Below are 21,782 nucleotides of genomic sequence, written 5' to 3' on the forward strand. Positions count from 1 at the left end.
GCAGACGTTAATTCGTGCCCTAATTACTTTCATGAGAACAACCATGTCCATAAAAGAAGAACAACTTAATACACATTCCGGTTTTAAACAGGAAATGCAGACACGGCATATTGTCATGTTGGCATTAGGCGGCGTCATTGGTACCGGGCTGTTTCTCACGTCCGGGTACACGGTTAACCAGGCCGGTCCCTTGGGAGCGGTGATCGCTTACATTATCGGCGCGCTCATGGTTTACATGGTGATGATGTGCCTGGGCGAATTGGCGGTGCAGATGCCGGAAACCGGTTCATTCAGTACTTACGCCACCCGTTATCTCGGGCCTGGAACCGGCTATACCGTGGCTTGGTTGTATTGGCTGACCTGGACGGTGGCCATCGGTTCTGAATTCACCGCTGCCGGCATCCTAATGGCGCGTTGGTTCCCGGATACACCGGTATGGATCTGGAGTGCCTTGTTTGCAGGCCTGGTGTTTCTGACCAATGTGATTTCGGTGCGTCTGTTCGCTGAGACCGAGTTCTGGTTATCTTTGGTTAAGGTGGTGACCGTAATAGTGTTTCTGATGATCGGCGGTGGCGCGATTCTCGGTCTGCTGCACATCGAGCAGGGCCACAGTATCGGGTTGAGCAACTTTACTCGCGAAGGACTTTTTCCTACCGGAATCATGCCGATAGCAATGACGTTGCTGGCGGTGTCTTTTGCGTTTTCCGGCACTGAATTGATCGGTATTGCCGCTGGGGAAACCAAGGACCCGCAGCGCAACGTACCGCGTGCCATTCGCACGACGGTGCTGCGCCTGGCGATCTTTTTCGTGGGGACCATTTTCGTCCTTGCGACACTATTGCCCCGAGAACAGGCCGGTCTCGTCGAGAGTCCATTCGTCACTGTGTTCACTTACATTGGGATTCCGTATTCGGCAGACATCATGAACTTTGTGATCATCAGTGCCTTGCTGTCAGCCGCAACTCCGGTTTGTATGCCGCGTCACGGATGCTCTGGACGCTGAGTGATCAGGGTCATCTGCCCAAGCGGTTCTCGGCCCTGACTCGCATGGGTACGCCGCTCAACGCCATTATCGTCAGCATGGCGGGTGGGGCTGCCTCGTTGCTCAGCAGCGTGTTTGCCGCCGACACTATCTATCTGGCGCTGGTGTCGATCTCCGGATTGGCGGTCGTTGTGGTCTGGATGAGCATAGCCGCGAGCCAGATTGCTTTTCGCCGTCACTTTGTGGCCAACGGCGGTGACATCCGCGACTTGAAATTCCGTGTCCGGGGTTATCCATGGGTGCCGTTGGGAGCGCTGGTCTGCTGCAGTCTGGCATGTGTGGGGATTGCGTTCGATCCCGAGCAGCGAGTGGCGTTGTACTTCGGTTTGCCATTCATCGCCTGGTGCTATTTCGTGTATTACATTACCCGTAAAAGCCGCGAGCGACGCTTGTCGGTTGTCCCCTTGCCACAACCGTCCGACGCGATCTAGTCAGCGTCGACGGGATGGGCAAGCGTGCTCGGTGGAGGGGGCGTTCAAGAGGTTCAAGCCATGAAGCAAAAGACGCTACCCCCATTGAACTGGCTGCGGGCATTCGAGGTGTCTGCCCGCTGTTTGAACTTCACCCATGCCGCCGAAGAGCTGTTTTTGACCCAGGGGGCGGTCAGTCAGCAGATCCGCCAACTGGAGAGCCATCTTGGGGTGGCGCTCTTCAAACGCTTGCCACGCGGCTTGGGACTGACCGAGGAAGGCCAGGCATATCTGCCAGTGGTGCAGGATGCGATCACGCGACTGGCAGTGGGGACCAACGAAATTTTCGGCCAGCACAAACGTCGGCCGATCAAGGTGCGCGGCAGCCTGGCGTTTTTCGTGCATTGGCTGGCGCCCAAGCTGGCGGGGTTTAGCCAGGCGCATCCGCATGTCGATATCCGATATATAAGCAATATCTGGGTAAAGGAACTGGACGGTGAGGATGACATGGAAATTCGCTGGGGCCACGGTCAATGGCCCGGCCTTGTGTCGCAGCGCCTGAGCTGGGACACGCTGTTCCCGGTCTGCTCGCCGGACCTGATGGCGATGTCACCGCTGACGGTACCTGCTGATGTGTCGCACCATCCGCTGTTGCATGTTTTGGGTTACGAAGAGGGTTGGGGTTACTGGTTGAACATGGTCGGTGCGGATACCGTCGACTCCTCGACGGGTATGCAGTTCGACACATTGATCTCCACTTTGCGCATGGCCGAGCTAGGGCAGGGGATTGCCCTGGCGCGGTCCTCGATGGTGGAGGAGATGCTTCAGGACGGACGGTTGGTCGAACCCTTTACCCAGCGTATTGAAGCCAGCGAGTCTTTTTACCTTGTGCGCGGTTCCGGGGCCGAGCAGCACCCCGACGCGGTGAAATTTTCCACCTGGCTTGTCGAGCAGGCACATCGCTTCAAATGAATGGCCGGAGCCAACCATGCGTTATGTGAGTACCCGAAACTCGACTGTGCAGGTCGACTTCGAACAGGTCGTATTGTCTGGAGTTGCCGACGACGGTGGGCTGTTCGTACCGCTCGAACTGCCGCTGTTTGAATCGCATGACATCGCCAACTGGTCGACCCTGCCCTATGACGAACTGGCTTACAGGGTGATCAGTCCGTTTGTGGGTGAGTCGATCCCCGAGACAGACCTCAAGCGCTTGCTCAAAGAGGCTGGCAGCCAATTCAGCCATCGTTCCCTTGCACCTTTGCATCAGGTCGATCGTAACGAGTGGGTGCTGGAGCTGTTCCACGGGCCGACTCGCTCCTCGAAGGATTTTGCCGCTCAGTTGCAGGCGCGGCTGGTTCCGTATTTTCTGCGCAAGCGTGGGCGTCACGGGGTGGTGATCGGTGCCACCAACGGCGATACCGGGCTGGCCGCCATTGAGGCGTTCAAACACTGCGAGGACACCTTCGTGATGGTGTTTTACCCGGAGGCGGGCGTACCTCGGGACCAACTCCAGCATCTGCAAGCAGCCGCGCACCCAAGGGTTCATCAGTTCGCAGTGAATGGCAGCTTCGACGAATGCCAGACCATTGTCACCCGGCTGTTCCGACAATGGCCGTATGCGCAGTACGAGGTGATCAGTTTCAACTCCAGTAATTGGGTAAGTGTGTTGGCGCAACTGGTGTTTTACTTCCACGCCGTGTTGCAACTGGGAGGTGGTCAACGTCCGATCGGTTTCAGCGTACCAGCAGCGAGTTTTGCCGAGGTGTATGCAGGCTACATCGCACAAAAAATGGGCCTGCCGATTACCCAGATGATTGTTGCAACCAACCAGAATGATGCGTTGCATCAGTTGTTTCAGAAGAACTACTACAGCAGGTCACGAGCCAACAAGACGTTGTCACCGGCCATGGACCTGTCGATTTTTTCCAATCTGGAACGGTTCCTTTGGGAGTTATACGGGCGTGACGACCAGGCGGTGTGTGCTCTGATGGAGGGGGTCGAGTCCAGCGGCGAGATCGTCATTGCCAACGAGCTCTGGTTGAAGGCGCGGATGATCATCGACTCCTATGCGGTCAGTGATGAGCAGACGCTGAAGGAGATTACTTCGCTGTATCGCGACACCGGATACGTCATCGACCCGCATACGGCCACTGGTGTGCTGGCCGCCCGGCTATATCGGCGAAGCCTGGTGGCGCCAATGGTGACTCTGGGGGAAATCTCACCGGTCAAGTCGGCGGCACTGCTTGGCGAGTTGGGCATCAGTGTCGCGAGGCCGCAACCTGGGGTCGCGACGCAAGGGCAGGCGCAGGTTTACCGGATTGAGCCGGACGACCTAAACACCATCCATGAGCTGCTCGGCGCGCTGTGATGGCGCGGAAACAGGAGGCCAAGTGAAGCGAATTCTGGACCCTCTCGATGAACACATCATCGCGGAACTGCAGCTCAATGCCAGGGCTGCACATGCCGAGCTGGCAGCCAAGGTCAACCTGTCACGCAATGCGGTACGTCAGCGCATCGAACGACTTGAACGCGACGGGGTAATACAGGGATATACGGTGAAAACCGGGGAGGGACGACAAGCCGCTTCGAACATCAACGCTGTGATTTTCGTTTACCGCTACGACCGGATGCGTGGCGCAGATGTACTGCAAGCGCTGCGGGAAATTCCAGAAGTCCTCCAGTGCGATGTGATGAGCGGCGAGTTCGACCTGATGCTGCGGGTCGGCGCGGCTAGCCCACAGCGGGTGCACAAGGTTTGGACCGAAATTGCCGCATTGCCCGGCGTGGAAAACACGGTGACTTCCTTCGTATTGTCGTCTGTCGTGTAGCCGTTTTTCGTGCAGCCAAAAGCCAACCTGTATTGGCTTTTTTTACGCCTGAAGCTTTGCTCTGGCTCTGGTCAAAACGCCCACAAAATAGAGCAAATTGGCCTATTTCACTGCCCTGGCCTCACCCCTAACCTAGTACTCAACAACCCATCACCTGGATCAGGGGCATAACAAAATGACTGAATACAAATTGGCGCTGGTTGGCTTTGGCGGTGTTAACCGGGCGTTGGCTCAACTGATTGCCGAACGTAACGAACAGTGGAAGACAGAATTGGGTTTCACACTGAAAATTGTCGGTGTGACTGACTTGTTTCTTGGTTCGGTGATTGGCCGCGAAGGGCTGGACGCCAATGTGCTTGCCCAATTACCGGCAGTCAAAGGTGCAATGGCGCAACTGTCGAGTGGCGATGTCATAGCCCTTAATGAAGCGGTGATCAAGGATTCCGGAGCGGACATCATTGTTGAAGCCACCTTTACCAACCCGGTAGACGGTGAGCCGGCAACTTCGTTCTGCCGTTGGGCGCTAGAGGGTGGCCAGCATGTCGTCACCACCAACAAGGGACCCATTGCCTTGCACGGTAGCGAGCTCAAAGCACTGGCTCGACGCAACAACGTCGCGTTTGAGTACGAAGGTTCGGTGATGAGTGGCACGCCAGTCATTCGTCTGGCCAAGCAGGCGCTGGCCGGTAGTTCCATTGTCGGTTTTGAAGGCATTCTCAATGGCACGTCCAACTTCGTGCTCACCAGTATGGAAGGCGGCCTTAGGTTTGCCGAGGCCGTCGTCAAGGCTCAGGAACTGGGCTACGCCGAAGCCGACCCGACAGCCGATGTCGAGGGGCATGACGTGCGCCTCAAGGTGGTGATCCTGGCCAACGAACTGCTGGATGCCAAGCTCACTGTCAGCGACGTCACGTGCAGCGGCATTTCATCCCTCAGCCTTGGCGACATCGAAAAAGCCCGGCAGGACGGCGCTCGCTGGAAGCTGATCGGGTCGGCAGTGCGCCATGCCGACGGCTCGATCAGTGCCAATGTCGAACCGCGGCTGTTGAACAATGACCATCCGCTGGCCAGTGTTGGCGGTGCGACCAATGCGGTGTCGTTTACCAGCGAACTGCTCGGTGCGGTGACAATTTCGGGGCCGGGAGCGGGGCGTACGGAAACGGCGTTTGCGCTGCTCTCCGACATCATCAGCATTCATCAATCCATTGCACGCAACCAGGAGTAACGCCTGTGAAATTATCGCGCCTGGTTCTAAATGTCATGGAGCCGCCCATTGAAGTCTTTAACGCCTATGACGGTTCCGTCATCGGCAGCGTAACAAATGTCTGTGCGTCGCAAGTTCCGCAGTTGTTGGAGACGGGACGCAGCGGTGCACTAGCGTGCGCCGCGTTAGCGCGTCATCGTCGGGCTCGAATTCTGGAGCAAGCCGCAATCAACATCGAACGTGATGCCGATGTGTTTGCCAGGCTGATCGTCGACGAGGCCGGGAAGACCCTCAAACAGGCGGAAAAGGAGGTCAAGCGTTGCGTCAACACCCTCAAGCTGTCGGCCGAGGAGGCCAGGCGCAATGCCGGGGAGGTGGTGCCTTTTGACGCTTATGAAGGTTCCGAATCGCGTCAGGGCTGGTTTTCCCGTGAACCTCTGGGTCTTATTGTTGCGATCACGCCGTACAACGATCCGTTGAACCTGGTGGCGCATAAACTCGGACCGGCCATTGCGGGCGGTAACGCGGTGATTCTCAAACCATCCGAACTCGCGCCATTGTCGGCGCTTAAACTGGTGTCTTATCTGGTCGCAGCAGGCTTGCCTGAATCAGTGGTTACAGTGGCCACCGGCGACGCGGAACTGGGCAAGGCATTGGTCGCCGCGCGTGAGGTGCGGATGATTTCCTTCACCGGCGGGTTCGTCACCGCTGAGCAGATCGCCCGCACGGCTGGGTTGAAGAAGCTGGCTATGGATCTGGGCGGCAATGCACCGGTAATCGTCATGGACGATTGCGACCTTGAGGCGGCTGTCGAGAGTTGTGTGTCCGGAGCGTTTTGGGCCGCGGGGCAGAACTGCGTAGGCACCCAGCGCTTGCTGATTCAGGCGTCGATTTATGAAGCGTTCCGAGAGCGTTTTGTCAGTCAAACCCGTGCGCTTGTGGTCGGCAATCCATTACGGGCCGACACCGATATCGGCCCCATGATTACTGCGCAAGCCGCGCAGAATGCCGAGCAAGTGGTGAACGAGGCCTTGCAAGAGGGCGCCACGTTGCTCTGCGGCCATCGGCGTGAAGGATCGTGCTATGCCGCCACCGTATTGGAAAATGTCGATCACGCCAGTCGACTCTGGCGCAATGAAGTCTTCGCTCCGGTGGTGGTATTGCAGTGCTTTGAGTCTTTCGACGAAGCCATCGATTTGGCCAATGAACCCGAATACAGCCTGCATGCGGGGATCTTCACCAATGATCTGGCAACGGCGATGAGCGCCGCACGAAGGATCGAAGCCGGAGGGGTAATGATCAACGACTCTTCCGACTACCGCTTCGATGCGATGCCGTTTGGCGGTTCGAAGTACGGTAGCCTCGGCCGGGAAGGCGTGCGATTTGCCTATGAGGAAATGACTCAGCCCAAGGTGGTGTGCTTGAACACGTTGCGCTAGTCGATGCGCGGCAACTGTATCGGGTCGTATGGCGTTGGGTCGGTTTTGTCACCTCCCCAATGCGTTATTGGTTCGGTTACAGCGATCCGGAGATGGAAGAAGCACTTTACGAGACCACGATCCTGCGCCAGTTCTCGGGGCTGCATCTGGATCGAATTCCCGATGAAACCACGATCCTCAACTTCCGGCGCCTACTGGAGAAACATGAGTTGGCGGGCCGGATTTTGCAGGTTATCAATGGCAATCTGGGTGATCGTGGTTTGCTGCTGCGTCACGGCACGGTTATCGATGCGACGATCATTCATGCGCCGAGTTGGACCAAGAACAAGGACGGTAAACGCGATCCTGAAATGCATCAGACGAAGAAAGGAAACCAATATTTCTTCGGGATGAAAGCGCACATCGGCGTCGACGCCGAATCCGGCTTGGTGCATCGCAGCAAATGTAGCGGACGTGACACAGGTCGATCAGTTACTGCACGGCGAGGAAACTTACGTGTGCGGGGATGCGGGTTACACCGGAGATGTTGATAAGCGGCTGTAACCCTGGATTTTGAGACCCGTTAGCCAGAAATCAGGTTAGAGTGTTCATCAATGTCTGCTCATAAGGACCCTCCACTCGATTCGCGTAGTCGCGCCAAGCGGTTCCAGCGAACGAACCGGGCAAAAAAACCGTATATCAATCGTTATGTGAAGAATGAATCGTCCGCTGTTTGTTTCTCTAGATGGGCCCAAAGGAGCCGGCAAAACCACACTGTTGGAGGCCGTTACGAAAGTACTGAGGGCAGACAACAAAAAGGTGATCCGACTTTGCGAGAGAAAAAGCGATCCCTTTAGGGGTGAAACAATGACCCTCGTTAACAAACTCGTCAGAAATCCCACCCGGGATTTGGAGTTGGAGGTTTGTGAGCGCTTTGCTGATAGCCGTACATGGATTTCCCACCACGTGCTGGCTAAACAGCCACCAGGCAGCATCATCTTGATCGATCGCTGGTACCCGTCTGATGCCGCATTTCGCCGGATAGTCCCGTTTGCAGAGATTCTACAGTTGAACATTGATCGAAACGTGCGAGTGCCAGACCTGCATGTTGGGGTTGTCACCGCCCCTGATATTTCATGGGCGAGGGCAGCGGCACGACGGCGTGGGCTGAGCAGTACTGTGATCCATAAGCTGGAAGAACATGTCGCTTGTACCAAGGCGTTCGAGCGAGCGATTGCAGATCACGGCTGGGTTTTATGCCGTAATGAAGGAACGATCGAAGACGCAACGATGCAGGTGATTTCTGAGATCTATAGAGTCCTTCGATGCCCCGTAGGCGAAGTTCGCTGCGCCGGTCTTGATGCGGTTGAGATAGCCGTAGATGTAGATCGTTAGCAGGATCGAAGGGCTGTTTGTCGCCGCAGCGGTAGCCGGCTGACGCTTTGATCTGGGTGCCTGTCAACGAACTCTGAGCGAAGCTGCCCGGGTGGGTCTTACATGATCAGACGTTTCGAGTGTCGATTGCTGGAGCCGGGGTATTGGGTTGGCTCGAACAGGGATCGGGATTGGTAGCTTAAAAGAACCTTTGGTAAAAGTTCCGTCCTGACACATCATTTAACATAATATACATTACACGTAACAAGGTGTTTCGAGATTAGCCCGGTTGCACGCAGATTTGGCAGCGATCAAATCGCCTCAGCCACTCATTCTCCCATCAGCTTCTCAAACAGCTCCGCGTGTTCGGGAAATTGCTCGGTAAGCTGCTGCTGTATGCCCAACGCCATATCTGCAAAATCAAACCCTGGTGTAACCGCTTCGCTGATCAGGCCGTATCCCGCCAGTCCGCTTGTAAGCTGCGAGCTTTCCAGACGCCACCAGGTACATGCAACTGCAGACATTGTCCGGCGATTATGTCGCTGCCCATCACAACCGTTTTTAATGTGCCGTCCGGAAAAATCAGGCTGTACTGAATCGCATCTCCCACATGGTAGTAATGCACGATGTCCGATTGGTTCAGATGAAAATGACCTATCGGCGAATCCTTGGTCAGCAAGTAGTAAATGGATGTCATCAGGTAGCGCCGGCCCCCAGCGGTCTCAACCATCGTGTGGTGATCGGTTTGAAAGGTTCTACGGTAGAAACAGCCTTCCATGTGGTCCAGGTTCAGTGCTGCGACTACAGCCTCAGCGCTGGGGATGTGTTTATCAAAGGTGTTGGTAGTCATGCTTATTGAGCCCTCCAGCCTTTAAAATAGCGAGCAATGTATACATATTTTATATTGTTATAGGGCGCACGATTAATAATAACTATGCTAAATAGCTCTTTAGTAGAGCTAGCCATTAGTGCTTGAACGCACGAGTACTCACTACCCTCGCCCACTGTTGTTATTCACGCCGCACTTGTGTTTGCGACACGAGCGGTGCGAATAAACAAGGCGCGCACTTTCTCCCAGAAATTCCCCCCCAATACGAAAAAGCTACTGATCAACATGACGTCACCCAGCGCTTGAACTTGCCAGAGGTTGGGTCTGAGCCCTGGCCAAATGCTGTCGATGTAGGGTTCAAGAAAGGAGGAAATCAGCGGCACAAAGAACATCACGATGCCAACTCTATGACGCCATGGGCTCACTTCAACTTCCGTGCTAGGTGCAAGTGAGGACACATAACCGAACAGGCTGCGTTTTAACTGTTGGAATCCGGACTTGCCCATGATGGCAATGGCGAGAATCAGCAGGATTTTGTTGCTGATGAACAGAACGCCGGTCAGTGCAGCGATCTTTGAACCCGGCACATCGGCTGCCGCTGCGAGTGGCACCAACAGCCAGGAACCCAGCATCAAGCAGATAATGACTATTCCCAACTTAAAGCGCCAACCGGCTGAATGGGGTTCAACAACACCCGGGGTGTTATTCATAATCATCGTACCTTTCTAACAGATCACAGTAGATTTGATGACGCTTAAAAAAGCGTAGCAGCCGTGTGCCCATTTGGACGGCTATGCTCCAGTGATCTGTGTTGGTCAGGAAATGCGTAATGCATCCAGGTACAACCCTGCTGAATTGGCCTGGCCGGTTCGTGCTGCTTGGCGTACTTGGCCTCAGTGGCTGCGTACGGCTTGGGCCGGACTTCCAGCCGCCCAGCGAAGAATGGGTCAAACACTGGAGCACCCCTGCCCTCGAGCAATCCAGCCAACGCAGCCTGAACCCAGACATTCGTCAGTGGTGGCAAGTCTTCGCCGATCCGGTCCTCAATCACTTGATTGCCGAGTCGGATGCACGCAACTCCAGCCTCAAAATCGCCGGCCTGCGCGTCATGGAAGCCCGCGCCCAACTCGGCATTGCTCAAAGTGGTCTTTACCCGCAACTGCAGCAAGCCAGTGTCGACAGTCTTTACTTCAACCGCAGGCAATCCGGCGGGACCAACCCGCAAGACAGCCATTTCTGGCAACACAGCGCGGGGTTCGATGTGGGTTGGGAGTTGGACTTCTGGGGTCGGTTCAGTCGCGCCATCGAGTCGTCCGATGCCAGCTACTTCGCCGCCCAGGCCAACTATGACGACGTGCTCGTACTGCTGCGCGCACAAGTGGCCGATACCTATTTCTCGCTGCGCACCACCGAAGCGCGTTTACGCGTCGCCCGGGAAAACGCCAAACAGCAAAAACGCAACTTCGAGATCACCGAAAAGCTCTTCAACAGTGGCCAAACTGCCGAGCTCGACCTGCAACAAGCCAGAACCCAGTACTTGGGCACGTTGAGCACCATCCCCAACTTCGAAGATCAGCTCCAGCGCACCCGCAATGCGTTGGCGGTGTTGATTGGTCAGCCGCCCGGCGCACTGCCGCAACTGCTCGAGTACGAGGGATTGATCCCGCTGGTCGACCGTGCCGTGTTGCAAGATGTACCGGCCAACCTGCTGCTGCGTCGGCCCGACGTGCGCGCTGCCGAGCTCAATGTCGCTGCCCAGTCAGCGCTGATCGGTGTGGCCGAGAGTGATTTCTATCCGTCGCTGACCTTGCTGGGCAGCATCGTCTGGTCAACCGACACGCTCAGTGGCACGCCCCGGAATCTGGATTTGATCGGCGGCCCCAGTCTGCGCTGGAATCTGTTTGATCACGGCCAGATCAGCAACAACGTGCGCGTGCAGGATGCGCGGTTGCAACAGCTGATCGAGGCTTACCGCGACAAGGTTCGCCAGGCGGCACGCGAGGCGGACGATGCGGCCTATGGCCTGATCAAATCCCTGGAGCGCGAACGCATCCTGCGTGAGGCCGAAGTGGCCGCCAAGCGTTCGCTGGTGTTGGCCAGCGCGCAATATCGCGAAGGTTATTCGGACTTCCAGCGGGTGCTGGATGCGCAGCGTGCCTTGCTCGAACAACAGGACAATTACCTGGTCGCCCGCAGCAATGCCGTGAGTAATGTCATTGCCTTGTACAAAGCCGTGGGCGGTGGCTGGTACAGCGCCCAGCCGAAAGTTGATCCAACCACCCGCCAGCAAATGGAAAAACGCACTGACTGGGGCGATCTGCTGAAAGAGCCCCCCCCTGCACAGCCTGCCATTCCAATGTCTTACAAGGTAAAAGACCAATGAGTGAAACCGCCCCTTCCACGTCCGAGCCCCCAGTCGCCCAGGCACCAGCACCGGCTGCCGACCCGGCGAAAAAAGGCATCAAGTGGATCCTCCTACTGATCCTCCTGAGTCTGACCTGGTACCTGTTGGCGGATCGTTTCACACCCTATACACAACAGGCCCGGGTGGGTGCCTTTGTGATTCCGGTCGCCTCGGAAGTGGCAGGCCGCGTGACCCGGGTAAACGTGCGCAATAACCAGGACGTCAAGGCCGGCGAAATCCTTTTCGAGGTGGACCCTCAGCCGTACCAGATTACCGTCGACCGTGCACGTGCCGATCTTGAATCGACCCGCCGACAGATCGGTGCGAGCACCGCCGGCATTGCCTCGGCGCAAGCCAACTTGCGGGCCGCACAGGCCAATGAGCTCAAGGCGCGCCAGGACAATCAGCGTCTTGAGGGTTTGTATCGCGAAGACCCCGGCACCATTTCCGTACGGCTGCTCGAAGTGTCTCGCGCCAACCGCGAACAGGCTGTGAGTCAGGTCGCCGCTGCCCGCGCCGAAGTGCAGCGAGCGCGTGAGCAGGAAGGTGGCAGCGAGGAAGACAACGCCTTGCTGCGCAGTGCCGCCACGGCGTTGTCCAAAGCCGAACTGGATCTGTCCAACACGCAGATTCGCGCTCGCTCGGCCGGACTGATTACGGATCTGCGTACTGACGCTGGGCAATTCGCTGCTGCCGGTAGCCCGGTCATGACCCTGATCGCCATTCATGATGTGTGGATCAGTGCGGACATGACCGAGAACAACCTCGGTCTGGTGAAGCTCGACACGCCGGTTTCGATTGTTCTGGATGCTCTGCCGGGCGAGGTCTTCGAGGGGCGCGTGCGCAGCGTGGGTTACGGCGTCAGCGTGGGGCAGCCCCCCCCGCCTGGCACCTTGCCCAGCGTGCAGAACAGCCGCGATTGGTTGCGTCCGGCCCAGCGTTTCCCGGTCATTATCGAGTTTTCGCCAGACTCATTGAACACGTTGCGTGACAGTAGGGGGATCCGTGCCGGTGGGCAGGCCGAAGTCATGGCCTTCCCCACCGAGGGCAATCCGCTGAACCCACTCGGCCGCGTGTTTGTGGGGTTCATGAGCTGGCTGAGCTATGCCTATTAAGGGTATGTCTACTCGGCGCACGCCGCGGGATCAACGCGCAATGCGCCTGGCCACCGGTACAGCGTTGTGCCTCACCGCCAGTTTCGGCCTGGGCTTGCCGATTCCTTTTATGGCGCCGGTGCTTTGCCTGCTGTTGCTGGCCTCGGTCAATCGCCCGCTGCCGTTCAAGGCCGGACTGGTTCTCGCACTGGCCGCCATGTTGACCACCGGCATCGGCCTGCTATTGATCCCGGTCCTGCGTTATTACCCCATCAGCGGCGTGCTATTGATCAGCGTCGGTCTGTTCCTGGTCTTCCGCTTTGGCCTGCGCGGCGGCAACACCTTAATCATGACCTTCCTGGTGATTGGCCTGACCATGATTTCCTCGGCCGGTATCGCCGAATTCGATCTGGCGGCGATGGTCATCGGCGCACTGGTCAAGGGTTTGCTGCTCGCCGTTGTCGTCGTGGCGTTCAGTCATGGGTTATTCCCGGATCCACCCAATGCCCCTTCCCCGCCGGCGGCCCCACCCCTGCCGGCCGAGGAAGCCAGTCGGGTTGCGCTGCGTGCAACCCTGATCGTGTTACCGACATTCCTGCTGGCACTGATCGACCCGGCCGGTTATCTGCCCATCATCCTCAAGGCCGTCAGCCTCGGTCAGCAAAGCTCCACGACGAGCGCCCGCAATGCCGGTCGCGAGTTGCTCGGCTCAACCTTGCTCGCAGGCCTGTTGGCGATCCTGTTCTGGAGCGCCCTCAGTCTGTTTGTGCATCTGTGGATGTTCTTTCTGTGGATGTTGCTGTTCGGCCTGGTGCTGGCGCGCAAGCTGTATGCCCTGAGCCCGACGCGGTTTACCACGGGGTTTTGGCTCAATACGCTGATCACGCTGATCATCCTGTTGGGTCAGTCGGTACAGGACAGCGCAGCAGGCAAGGACGTTTACACAGCGTTCGCCATCCGCATGGGCTTGTTCATCCTCGTGACGCTGTATGCCTGCCTGATGGTCCATCTGCTCGAACAACGGCAGGAAAATGCTCAAGGGTTGACCTGATACCCCTTACCCTGCAGGCAGCTGGTATAGGCGGTAGAACTGGTCGAAGCACTGGTTTTCTCTTGCGCCCGCCGCTCCTGACGCTGACGCGAGCCTCCGACGACCGCTCCTGCCGCGGCGGTTTCCTTGGCGCGATTCTGGCGATAGTCCTGCTTTGCGTCATCGTCGACACGATCATAAAACTCGTCATGTTGACGTCCACGCACCTGGGCCCCCGCCGCACCGGCGGCAGCGCCCACCGCGGCCCCCTTCAGCCTTCCACCGCTAGGAGGCGGTGCAGCCGAGGCGCTCTGACTGGCCGCGATGTTGTGGCAATCGGTGATGTCCACTTGGGTTTGTTGCGAACTCTGCCCTTTCATCGGCACGACCGTTTCCGCCCACCCCTGGGTCCAGGAAACCGACAGTGAGATGCACAGGCTAATGGATGACAACCTTTTCATGATGACCTCCGACAGGGCCCGGCACTCTGCAAGCACACTGGGTCGGTAGACAGACCGCTCAATACGTCACACCTCGTGATCCTGAGCGTGGTTCAGCATAAAAGATTGTAGATCACCCCTTCTCACCCGCCCCCTTCCCTATTTGTGGTCAGCGTGCGGAACTAATTTTCGCGCCAGCACATGCCATGACCTAACCTGAATGGCTAAAGCCGCTGGAGGCATGCCTTTGCGTCCTGCATTGAAATTACTCATATTCGTTGTGTTCGCGCTGATGGGGGCGAACATCGGCGAGCTGTCGGCGGATGAACTACCCAACACGTCAAGCAACGATGAGGCCAGCGCTCCCGCTACGGTGTCAAAAAGCGATCTGGAAGCACTGCAATTAAGGCTGGACAACCTTAAACAGCAAGTGTCACTGACCAGTAACTACACCCAGTTGATAGGCTTTCAGGACAACGTTCAGTTGCTCTTCAGTGATGCGGACAAGTTGGCGGCGGTGTTACTTCCCGAGCAGGCGCAATTGCAAGCACAACTCAGTGTGCTCGGGACGGCATCTGCCACCAGCGTTGCCATGGAGAAGTCCGATCTCGTGAAACAGAGGTCTTATCTCACTGCTCAAAAAGACAAGGTGGATAACGATCTCAACATACTGCTGGCCATCAAAGAAGGCGCGACTAACCTCATCACTCAGATTGCCAGCATTCGGCGTACCCAACTGGAAACCGAACTGGCCCAGCGCACCGCCAGCTTCCTCAGCCCCCGGTTCTGGTTGCCGCTATTTTCTCCACTGCAGGAAGATAAAAACCGTCTGACGTTTTTGATTGACCAGTCCAACAGTGCCATTCAGTCCGTCTGGCAACCCGGCCGGCGTGCCGCGACGGTCACGTTGTTATTGCTGGCCCTGGCCTTCTGGACGCCGGGGCGAAGGCTGGCAGAGCGTGGTTTGACATGGATCTGCATCCATCGAGTACCGGAAGGTCGTCTGCGCAGAAGTTCATTGGCGATAGCGACGGTACTTGCCACGATGTTGAGCGCAGGTTGCGCAATCCAGCTCATCTCCGCGGCGGCTACCTGGCTTCAACCATTACCTCAGCCACTGCAAGGTTACTTCGACGATGTCGAGAAAGTCGCTTACGCCTGCGCCCTGATTATCGGTCTGAGTAGGGCCCTCCTGTCTAAACGCAATCCCTCATGGCGGTTGCCTGGCATCGCCGATGAAGTAGCACTTGCAATAAGCCCTTTTCCGGCGCTGCTGGCCGGATCAATGCTGATACTCATCTCGCTGGTACAAGTCACCAATGCGACGGGTATGAGTTCGCAGGTGGTTCTGTTCAGCCGGGGCGTCGTGTCATTAGTCGTCATCTTGATAATGGGTGCGTTATTGCTACGCGTCAGTAAAACCCGCCGAGCGATGGTCATTGCCGGGGAACACCCTGAGTCAGGTACTACGCTGGCGGGACTGATTTATACCGGCGTCAGTATCGCCATGTTGATCTCGATTTTTGGCCTGCTGGTTGGCTACATCTCCCTGGCCCGATTCATCACTTACGAAATTGTCTGGCTCTATATCGTTATTGCCAGCTTCTATTTGCTGACGCAGTTGTTCAAGGACCTGTGTGATTACCTGTTTTCGCCAAAGCACCCAAGCGGCAAAACGATCAAACAGCTGCTGGGTATCGGCGACGTACGGCTTGAACAAATCGAGGTTGTTGTGTCGGGTATTGGCAGAGCGGCATTACTGCTAATTGCCGTGATTACAACGTTTGTGGGGGGGATTGGAGCGACCTTTGGACAATTGACTGACAGGGTTTCAGCCATCCTCGGCGGCGATGGCCTGCGCAAGCTGAATATTATTCCGGGCAATCTGTTGAATGCGGTCCTCGCGCTGTTGATCGGTATTTATCTGATTCGATCGCTGCGCAGATGGCTGGATAACGAATTCCTGCCGAAAACCGATATGGACCCCGGCATGGGGGCGTCGCTGAGCACCCTGTTCAGTAATATCGGGTACGCGCTGGTCATTCTGCTGGCGTTGTCTTCATTGGGCGTCAAATGGACGAATCTGGCCTGGATCGTCAGTGCGTTGTCGGTGGGGATCGGCTTCGGCTTGCAGGAGATCGTCAAGAACTTCGTATCCGGGTTAATCCTGCTCACCGAGCGACCGGTCAAGGTCGGCGACCTGATCAGCATCAGCGGGGTCGAAGGCGATATCCGGCGGATCAATGTCAGGGCCACCGAGATACAACTCAGTGATCGCTCGATCGTGATCGTGCCCAACTCGCAGCTTATTTCCCAGAACCTGCGCAATGTGACCATGGGCGGCAGCGCCCAAGGGGTGGCCACACTCGAACTGGTGTTCCCTCTGGATATCGACCCCGAACAAGTCAAAACCCTGCTGTACACCACCTATTGCGAACATGAAACCATCCTCGACAAACCCGCCCCCGTTGTCCGATTCAGCAATCTGAGCCCTGAAGGCATCACCCTGACCATCACCGGTTATGTCAGCAGCCCACGGATTGTCAGTACGACCAAGAGCGATCTGCTCTTTGAAATCCTGAAGCGATTGGGTGCGGCCGGCATCGAATTGGCCAAGCCGGTCCCTCCTGCGTGACGCCCATCTGACCTGTCCCAGGCTTACCCGCGACCTGTTGCGCCACAGGGCTTGCGGGCAAGCGTCTGACTGGGAAGTTCGTTGAACAACGCGCGATAACTGCTGGAAAATCGGCCCAAATGCCAGAACGACCAATGCATCGCTACTTCGGCAACGGTGGTGTCCATCGCTGTGCGACTGAGCAATTCGCGGCGTGCGCTGTTGAGTCGGCGCAAGCGCAGCCAAAGGGTCGGGGTCATCCCGGTATAAGCCTTGAATGCATGCTGCAACTGCCGCAATGAAACCCCGGCAATTTGCGAAAGCTCCAGCAGATTCAGGGTCTCTTCCGGGGTGTCAGCCGCCCATTCACCGATGCGTTTCATCACTGCACGTTCTTCGGCGCGGCGCTGTAAACCTCCGCGATCTAGGCAAATACACGCGTTGTCGAGGATGTACAGGCAGTCTTCCAGCAACTGCTGGGTCAACGCCTCCTTGCTCGGCGGATCGAGCGTCTGCGCCAGTCGGGTCAACGTCCCGCTGAGCCAGCGACTGAACAATGCGTTCTGTCCCGAGTTCAGTGGCGCCATGAACAGACCTTCCAGCCTGGCCACATTCAAACCGTGACGCTGCACGAACTCCGGACCGAACACCACGGCGATTTCCTGGTAGTTCTCCGGGGTGATCCAGATGTTGCGGCTTTCGCCATTCAACACGTACAGCGCGTTGTCGCTGCGATCGAAACAGAACGCCAGCGCACCTTCGGGCGCGCTGAAATTCTGCTCGACCCGGGTGTTCATCTGTTCCTCGTAAATCTCTACGCCTTGCAGGTCCAGGTAGCGCACGCGCCCGGCGAAATGCCCCGGTGACATTTGCTGGTAATACTGCACCCAACCCGGTGTGGCGCGGATTTGCTCGGCTACATCGGCGGTGTCGAACGCTTGGACTTGCAGGGGGTTGCAGGTTGTCATGGGTGACCTTACGCACTCGTTTGGTGCGTTTTGGTGCTGCTGAAAGTGGATAGATGGAACGTCAAGGCTCGCCCAAGATAGTCGTCAACGCGCCACAGGGGAAGTGTGTGGTGGATGAAACCAGCCTCCCCGGCGTAAATAAAACCAATAACGAGGTCTTTATGAATGTCCCTTTCGATCAGCTGCTCACGTGGCTGAAAGATCACAAGATTACCGAAGTCGAGTGTGTGGTCAGCGACTTGACCGGCATCGCACGCGGCAAAATTGCACCCACCAACAAGTTCCTGCATGAGCGAGGCATGCGCCTGCCGGAAAGTGTGCTTTTGCAAACGGTAACCGGGGACTTTGTCGACGACGACATCTACTACGACCTGCTCGATCCGGCCGACATCGACATGGTGTGCAAGCCCGTCTCCGACGCGGTGTACGTGATTCCATGGGCCATCGAGCCCACCGCTATCGTGATTCACGATACCTTCGACAAGTTCGGCAACCCGATCGAGCTGTCACCGCGCAACGTGCTGAAAAAAGTCCTGCAGCTGTACACCGACAAAGGCTGGCGGCCGATTGTCGCGCCGGAAATGGAGTTCTACCTGACCCAGCGCTGCGAAGATCCGGACTTGCCGCTCAAGGCACCGCTGGGTCGTTCGGGCCGTGCGGAAAGTGGTCGTCAGTCGTTTTCCATCGACGCTGCCAACGAATTCGATCCGCTGTTTGAAGACGTGTACGACTGGTGTGAACTTCAAGGTCTGGACCTCGATACCTTGATCCACGAAGACGGCCCGGCGCAGATGGAAATCAACTTCCGTCATGGTGACGCACTGGATCTGGCCGACCAGATCACCGTGTTCAAGCGCACCCTGCGCGAAGCGGCGCTCAAGCACAACGTCACTGCGACCTTCATGGCCAAACCGATTGGCGATGAACCCGGCAGCGCCATGCATATCCACCAGAGCGTCGTGGACATTGCCACCGGCCAGCCGATCTTTGCCGATGCCGACGGGCAGATGAGCGAGCTGTTCCTGCATCACATCGGCGGCCTGCAAAAGTACATCCCCAAAGTGCTGCCGATGTTTGCGCCGAACGTCAATTCGTTCCGTCGCTTCCTGCCGGACACTTCGGCGCCGGTGAACGTCGAATGGGGCGAAGAAAACCGCACCGTGGGTCTGCGTGTGCCGACTTCAACGCCGGACGCGATGCGCGTGGAAAACCGTTTGCCGGGCGCCGACGCCAACCCTTATCTGGCGATCGCAGCAAGCCTGTTGTGCGGGTATCTGGGCATGGTCGAGCGCATCGAACCGAGTGCTGCGGTCCAGGGTCGTGCCTATGAACGCCGCAACCTGCGCCTGCCGATCACCATCGAAGACGCTCTGACGCAGATGGAAGAATGCGAAACCATCGGGCGTTATCTGGGCAGCAAATTCGTCCGCGGATATGTCGCGGTCAAGCGTGCCGAACACGAGAACTTCAAACGGGTGATCAGCTCGTGGGAGCGAGAGTTCCTGCTGCTCAGCGTCTGAGATCTGCGCTGCCCGTGAGGGCCTCATCGCGAGCAAGCTCGCTCCCACATTTGGAATGCATTCCCCTGTGGGAGCGAGCTTGCTCGCGATGAGGCCGCAAGAACACCAAAGAAACTCCGGAAGAATCCAATAACTATAAGAGGTGTCGAATGCGTCTATTGAAATCCGTGGTGCCGGTCGCCCTGGCGTTATTGTTCAGCGCCGTTGCGCAGGCCCAGCCAACCGTCAGCGTCTACAACTGGACCGATTACATCGGCGAGACCACTCTCGTCGACTTCCAGGCGAAAAGCGGGATCAAGGTGATCTACGACGTGTTCGATTCCAACGAAACCCTGGAGGGCAAATTGCTCGCCGGCCGCACCGGGTATGACGTGGTGGTGCCGTCCAACCACTTCCTCGCTCGCCAGGTGAAAGCCGGCGCGTTCCTGAAGCTCGATCGTTCGCAGCTGCCCAACTTCAAGAACCTCGACCCGAAACTGCTGGCGCTGCTGGAGAAAAACGATCCGGGCAACGAACACTCGGTCCCATACCTGTGGGGCACCAACGGCATTGGCTACAACGTCGACAAGGTCAAGCAAGTGCTCGGCATTGACCGCATCGATTCCTGGGCCGTGTTTTTCGAACCGGAGAACCTGAAGAAACTCAGCCAGTGCGGTGTGTCGATGATGGATTCGGCCGATGAAGTATTCCCGGCCGTTCTCAATTACATGGGCATGGACCCGCGCAGCGAAAACCCTGAAGACTTCAAAAAAGCTGAAGCCAAGCTGTTGACCATCCGCCCTTACATCACCTACTTCCACTCCTCCAAGTACGTGTCGGACTTGGCCAACGGTGACATCTGCGTGGCTTTCGGTTACTCGGGTGATGTGTTCCAGGCCGCGAACCGGGCCAAGGAAGCCAAGAACGGCGTGAACATCGCCTACGCGATTCCCAAGGAAGGCAGTAACTTGTGGTTCGACCTGTTGGCGGTTCCCGCAGACGCCAGCAACCAGAAAGAGGCGCATGCTTTCATCAATTACCTGCTCGATCCGCAAGTGATTGCCAAGGTCAGTGCGTCAGTCGGTTACGCCAACCCGAACCCGGCGTCCAAGCAAGACATGGACCCAGAGCTGGTCAACAATCCTGAGGTTTATCCGCCTCAGGCAGTCCTCGACAAGCTCTACATTTCGACCACCCCACCCCAGGCAATCATGCGTTTGATGACCCGTTCCTGGAGCAAAGTGAAGTCCAACCAATGAACCAGTACAGCAACGAACATGCTCGCTCCTATTACGCGGCGTCAGCCAATGGAATGGCGCCCTACCCTACACTGGCCGCGGACCTTGAGGCCGATGTCTGTGTGATCGGCGGCGGCTTTACCGGCGTTAACACGGCGATCGAACTGGCGCAGCGCGGACTCTCGGTGATTTTGCTGGAGGGCCGACGGATCGGCTGGGGTGCCAGCGGGCGCAACGGGGGTCAGTTGATCCGCGGTATCGGCCATGACGTCAGCGGTTTTGCCCGTCATGTCGGTGAAGAAGGCGTGCGCTACCTTGAGCGTGCGGGCGTCGAGTCGGTAGCGCTCGTGGGCAACCGCATTCGTGAACACGGGATTGATTGCGACCTGCGCTGGGGGTTCTGTGAACTGGCCAATACTAAAGCGCAGTTCGCGGCGTTCAAGGCTGAGCAGCAAGGCCTTGCCGAATCGGGTTACGCCCACGAAACCCGACTCGTCGGGCCGGAGCAGATCCGGCAGCAGGTGGTGAACTCAGGCGTGTATGCCGGTGGTCTCGTCGATATGGGCTCGGGTCACTTGCACCCGCTCAATCTTGTTCTTGGCGAAGCGCTATTGGCGCAATCCTTAGGGGTGCAGATCTTCGAGCAAAGCCCGGTGCTGGAGTTGATCCATGGCAGCACGGTGCAGGTTCGCTGTGCCGGCGGCACGGTGCGCGCCGGCAGTCTGGTGCTGGCGTGCAACGCTCACCTGGAAGAGCTCGAACCGAAACTGAGCGGCAAGGTTCTCCCGGCGGGCAGCTACATCATCGCCACCGAGCCGTTGGCGCCCGAACAGGCAGCGCAATTGATCCCGCAAAATCTGGCGCTCTGCGACCAGAAAGTCGGCCTGGATTACTACCGGCTCTCGGCAGATCGACGTTTGCTGTTCGGCGGCGCCTGTCATTATTCCGGGCGTGATCCGGCGGACATCGAAGCTTACATGCGCCCGCATATGCTCAAGGTCTTCCCGCAACTGGCCAACGTGCGTATCGACTATCAATGGGGCGGCAAGATTGGCATCAGCGCCAATCGCTTCCCACAGGTCGGGCGCTTGAGCCAGCATCCCAACGTGTTTTACGCCCAAGGTTACTCCGGTCACGGCCTGAACGTGACCCACTGGTGCGCAAAGCTGTTGGGCGAAGCGATCCACGTCGGACACAGTCAGGGCTTTGACGTGTTCAGCGCCGTGCCGCACATGACCTTTCCCGGTGGGCCTATGCTGCGCTCTCCACTGCTGGCCCTCGGCATGTTCTGGTATCGCCTGCGCGAACTGCTCGGCTGACCGCCCTCCTACCTTCGATCAAACGCCATTCCCCTGTAGGAGCTGCCGAAGGCTGCGATCTTTTGACCTTG

16 protein-coding genes and 3 pseudogenes are annotated in these 21,782 nt (G+C 57.4%); 15 read left to right on the forward strand and 4 right to left on the reverse strand.

Translation table 11 applies throughout. The features are described from left to right. The first annotated feature begins 43 nt into the window (after positions 1-43). The 8 genes and pseudogenes from ACIQU2_RS12705 (at position 44) to ACIQU2_RS12740 (ending at position 8,297) form a co-directional block, all read left to right on the forward strand. Positions 44-1,473, forward strand: a pseudogene (locus ACIQU2_RS12705) (amino acid permease). A 60-nt stretch (positions 1,474-1,533) separates the two neighbouring features. Next, on the forward strand, positions 1,534-2,424 hold the full coding sequence (locus ACIQU2_RS12710) for a LysR substrate-binding domain-containing protein (RefSeq protein ID WP_403141026.1): 891 nt from the start codon (positions 1,534-1,536) through the stop codon (positions 2,422-2,424). A gap of 16 nt (positions 2,425-2,440) precedes the next feature. Next, positions 2,441-3,820, forward strand: coding sequence for a threonine synthase (thrC, locus tag ACIQU2_RS12715; protein ID WP_403141028.1), 1,380 nt, complete (start codon positions 2,441-2,443; stop codon positions 3,818-3,820). Between the two features lie 22 nt (positions 3,821-3,842). Further along, positions 3,843-4,280 (forward strand): Lrp/AsnC family transcriptional regulator, encoded by a 438-nt coding sequence (locus ACIQU2_RS12720; protein WP_129444083.1) that lies wholly within the window; start codon positions 3,843-3,845, stop codon positions 4,278-4,280. A gap of 175 nt (positions 4,281-4,455) precedes the next feature. Beyond that, on the forward strand, positions 4,456-5,505 hold the full coding sequence (locus tag ACIQU2_RS12725; protein ID WP_403141032.1) for a homoserine dehydrogenase: 1,050 nt from the start codon (positions 4,456-4,458) through the stop codon (positions 5,503-5,505). Between the two features lie 5 nt (positions 5,506-5,510). Further along, positions 5,511-6,923 carry an aldehyde dehydrogenase family protein gene (locus ACIQU2_RS12730; protein ID WP_403141034.1) on the forward strand — a complete coding sequence of 471 codons (1,413 nt, stop codon included), beginning with the start codon at positions 5,511-5,513 and terminating at the stop codon, positions 6,921-6,923. Positions 6,924-6,982: 59 nt separating this feature from the next. Beyond that, a pseudogene (locus ACIQU2_RS12735) lies at positions 6,983-7,460 on the forward strand (IS5 family transposase); the annotation flags it as partial. Positions 7,461-7,619: 159 nt separating this feature from the next. Then, positions 7,620-8,297: a dTMP kinase gene (locus ACIQU2_RS12740; RefSeq protein ID WP_403141037.1), complete on the forward strand. Its 678-nt coding sequence runs from the start codon at positions 7,620-7,622 to the stop codon at positions 8,295-8,297. Positions 8,298-8,605: 308 nt separating this feature from the next. Here the strand turns inward: ACIQU2_RS12740 and ACIQU2_RS12745 are convergent. Then, positions 8,606-9,126 (reverse strand): annotated as a pseudogene (locus tag ACIQU2_RS12745) (cupin domain-containing protein). Between the two features lie 164 nt (positions 9,127-9,290). Then, positions 9,291-9,815, reverse strand: coding sequence for a transporter suffix domain-containing protein (locus tag ACIQU2_RS12750; RefSeq protein ID WP_403141039.1), 525 nt, complete (start codon positions 9,813-9,815; stop codon positions 9,291-9,293). 119 nt (positions 9,816-9,934) lie between these two features. On the opposite strand from ACIQU2_RS12750, the gene ACIQU2_RS12755 reads away from it, so the two are divergent. From ACIQU2_RS12755 to ACIQU2_RS12765, 3 genes are read left to right on the forward strand one after another with little or no spacing between them, the layout of a single operon-like run. After that, positions 9,935-11,488, forward strand: coding sequence for an efflux transporter outer membrane subunit (locus tag ACIQU2_RS12755; protein ID WP_403141042.1), 1,554 nt, complete (start codon positions 9,935-9,937; stop codon positions 11,486-11,488). Continuing rightward, positions 11,485-12,624: an HlyD family secretion protein gene (locus ACIQU2_RS12760; RefSeq protein ID WP_403141045.1), complete on the forward strand. Its 1,140-nt coding sequence runs from the start codon at positions 11,485-11,487 to the stop codon at positions 12,622-12,624. The genes ACIQU2_RS12755 and ACIQU2_RS12760 overlap by 4 nt, the downstream gene beginning before the upstream one ends. Before the next feature lie 4 nt (positions 12,625-12,628). Beyond that, positions 12,629-13,654 (forward strand): DUF2955 domain-containing protein, encoded by a 1,026-nt coding sequence (locus tag ACIQU2_RS12765; RefSeq protein WP_403141255.1) that lies wholly within the window; start codon positions 12,629-12,631, stop codon positions 13,652-13,654. On the opposite strand, the gene ACIQU2_RS12770 is transcribed toward ACIQU2_RS12765, so the two are convergent. Beyond that, entirely contained in the window at positions 13,639-14,094 is a 456-nt protein-coding gene (locus tag ACIQU2_RS12770) for a hypothetical protein (RefSeq protein WP_403141046.1), read from the reverse strand. The genes ACIQU2_RS12765 and ACIQU2_RS12770 overlap by 16 nt on opposite strands. 226 nt (positions 14,095-14,320) lie before the next feature. Between ACIQU2_RS12770 and ACIQU2_RS12775 the strand changes: the two genes are divergently transcribed. Beyond that, on the forward strand, positions 14,321-16,708 hold the full coding sequence (locus tag ACIQU2_RS12775) for a DUF3772 domain-containing protein (protein ID WP_403141258.1): 2,388 nt from the start codon (positions 14,321-14,323) through the stop codon (positions 16,706-16,708). A gap of 23 nt (positions 16,709-16,731) precedes the next feature. Here ACIQU2_RS12775 and ACIQU2_RS12780 read toward each other — a convergent pair whose 3' ends face one another. Next, positions 16,732-17,655 carry a helix-turn-helix domain-containing protein gene (locus tag ACIQU2_RS12780; protein ID WP_403141050.1) on the reverse strand — a complete coding sequence of 308 codons (924 nt, stop codon included), beginning with the start codon at positions 17,653-17,655 and terminating at the stop codon, positions 16,732-16,734. Positions 17,656-17,816: 161 nt separating this feature from the next. On the opposite strand from ACIQU2_RS12780, the gene ACIQU2_RS12785 reads away from it, so the two are divergent. The 3 genes from ACIQU2_RS12785 (at position 17,817) to ACIQU2_RS12795 (ending at position 21,711) form a co-directional block, all read left to right on the forward strand. Further along, the gene (locus ACIQU2_RS12785; protein WP_282378368.1) at positions 17,817-19,175 is read left to right on the forward strand and encodes a glutamine synthetase family protein; all 1,359 of its coding nucleotides are present in this window, start codon (positions 17,817-17,819) and stop codon (positions 19,173-19,175) included. 149 nt (positions 19,176-19,324) lie between these two features. Continuing rightward, a complete protein-coding gene (locus ACIQU2_RS12790; protein ID WP_403141052.1) occupies positions 19,325-20,413 on the forward strand; it encodes a polyamine ABC transporter substrate-binding protein in 1,089 nt (362 codons plus the stop codon). Continuing rightward, a complete protein-coding gene (locus ACIQU2_RS12795; protein ID WP_347806500.1) occupies positions 20,410-21,711 on the forward strand; it encodes an FAD-binding oxidoreductase in 1,302 nt (433 codons plus the stop codon). Before ACIQU2_RS12790 ends, ACIQU2_RS12795 begins: the two co-directional genes overlap by 4 nt. Positions 21,712-21,782: the final 71 nt, after the last annotated feature.

The organism is Pseudomonas sp. NPDC098740 (assembly GCF_044760065.1).
In the GTDB taxonomy this organism is placed as follows: Bacteria; Pseudomonadota; Gammaproteobacteria; order Pseudomonadales; family Pseudomonadaceae; genus Aquipseudomonas; species Aquipseudomonas rossensis.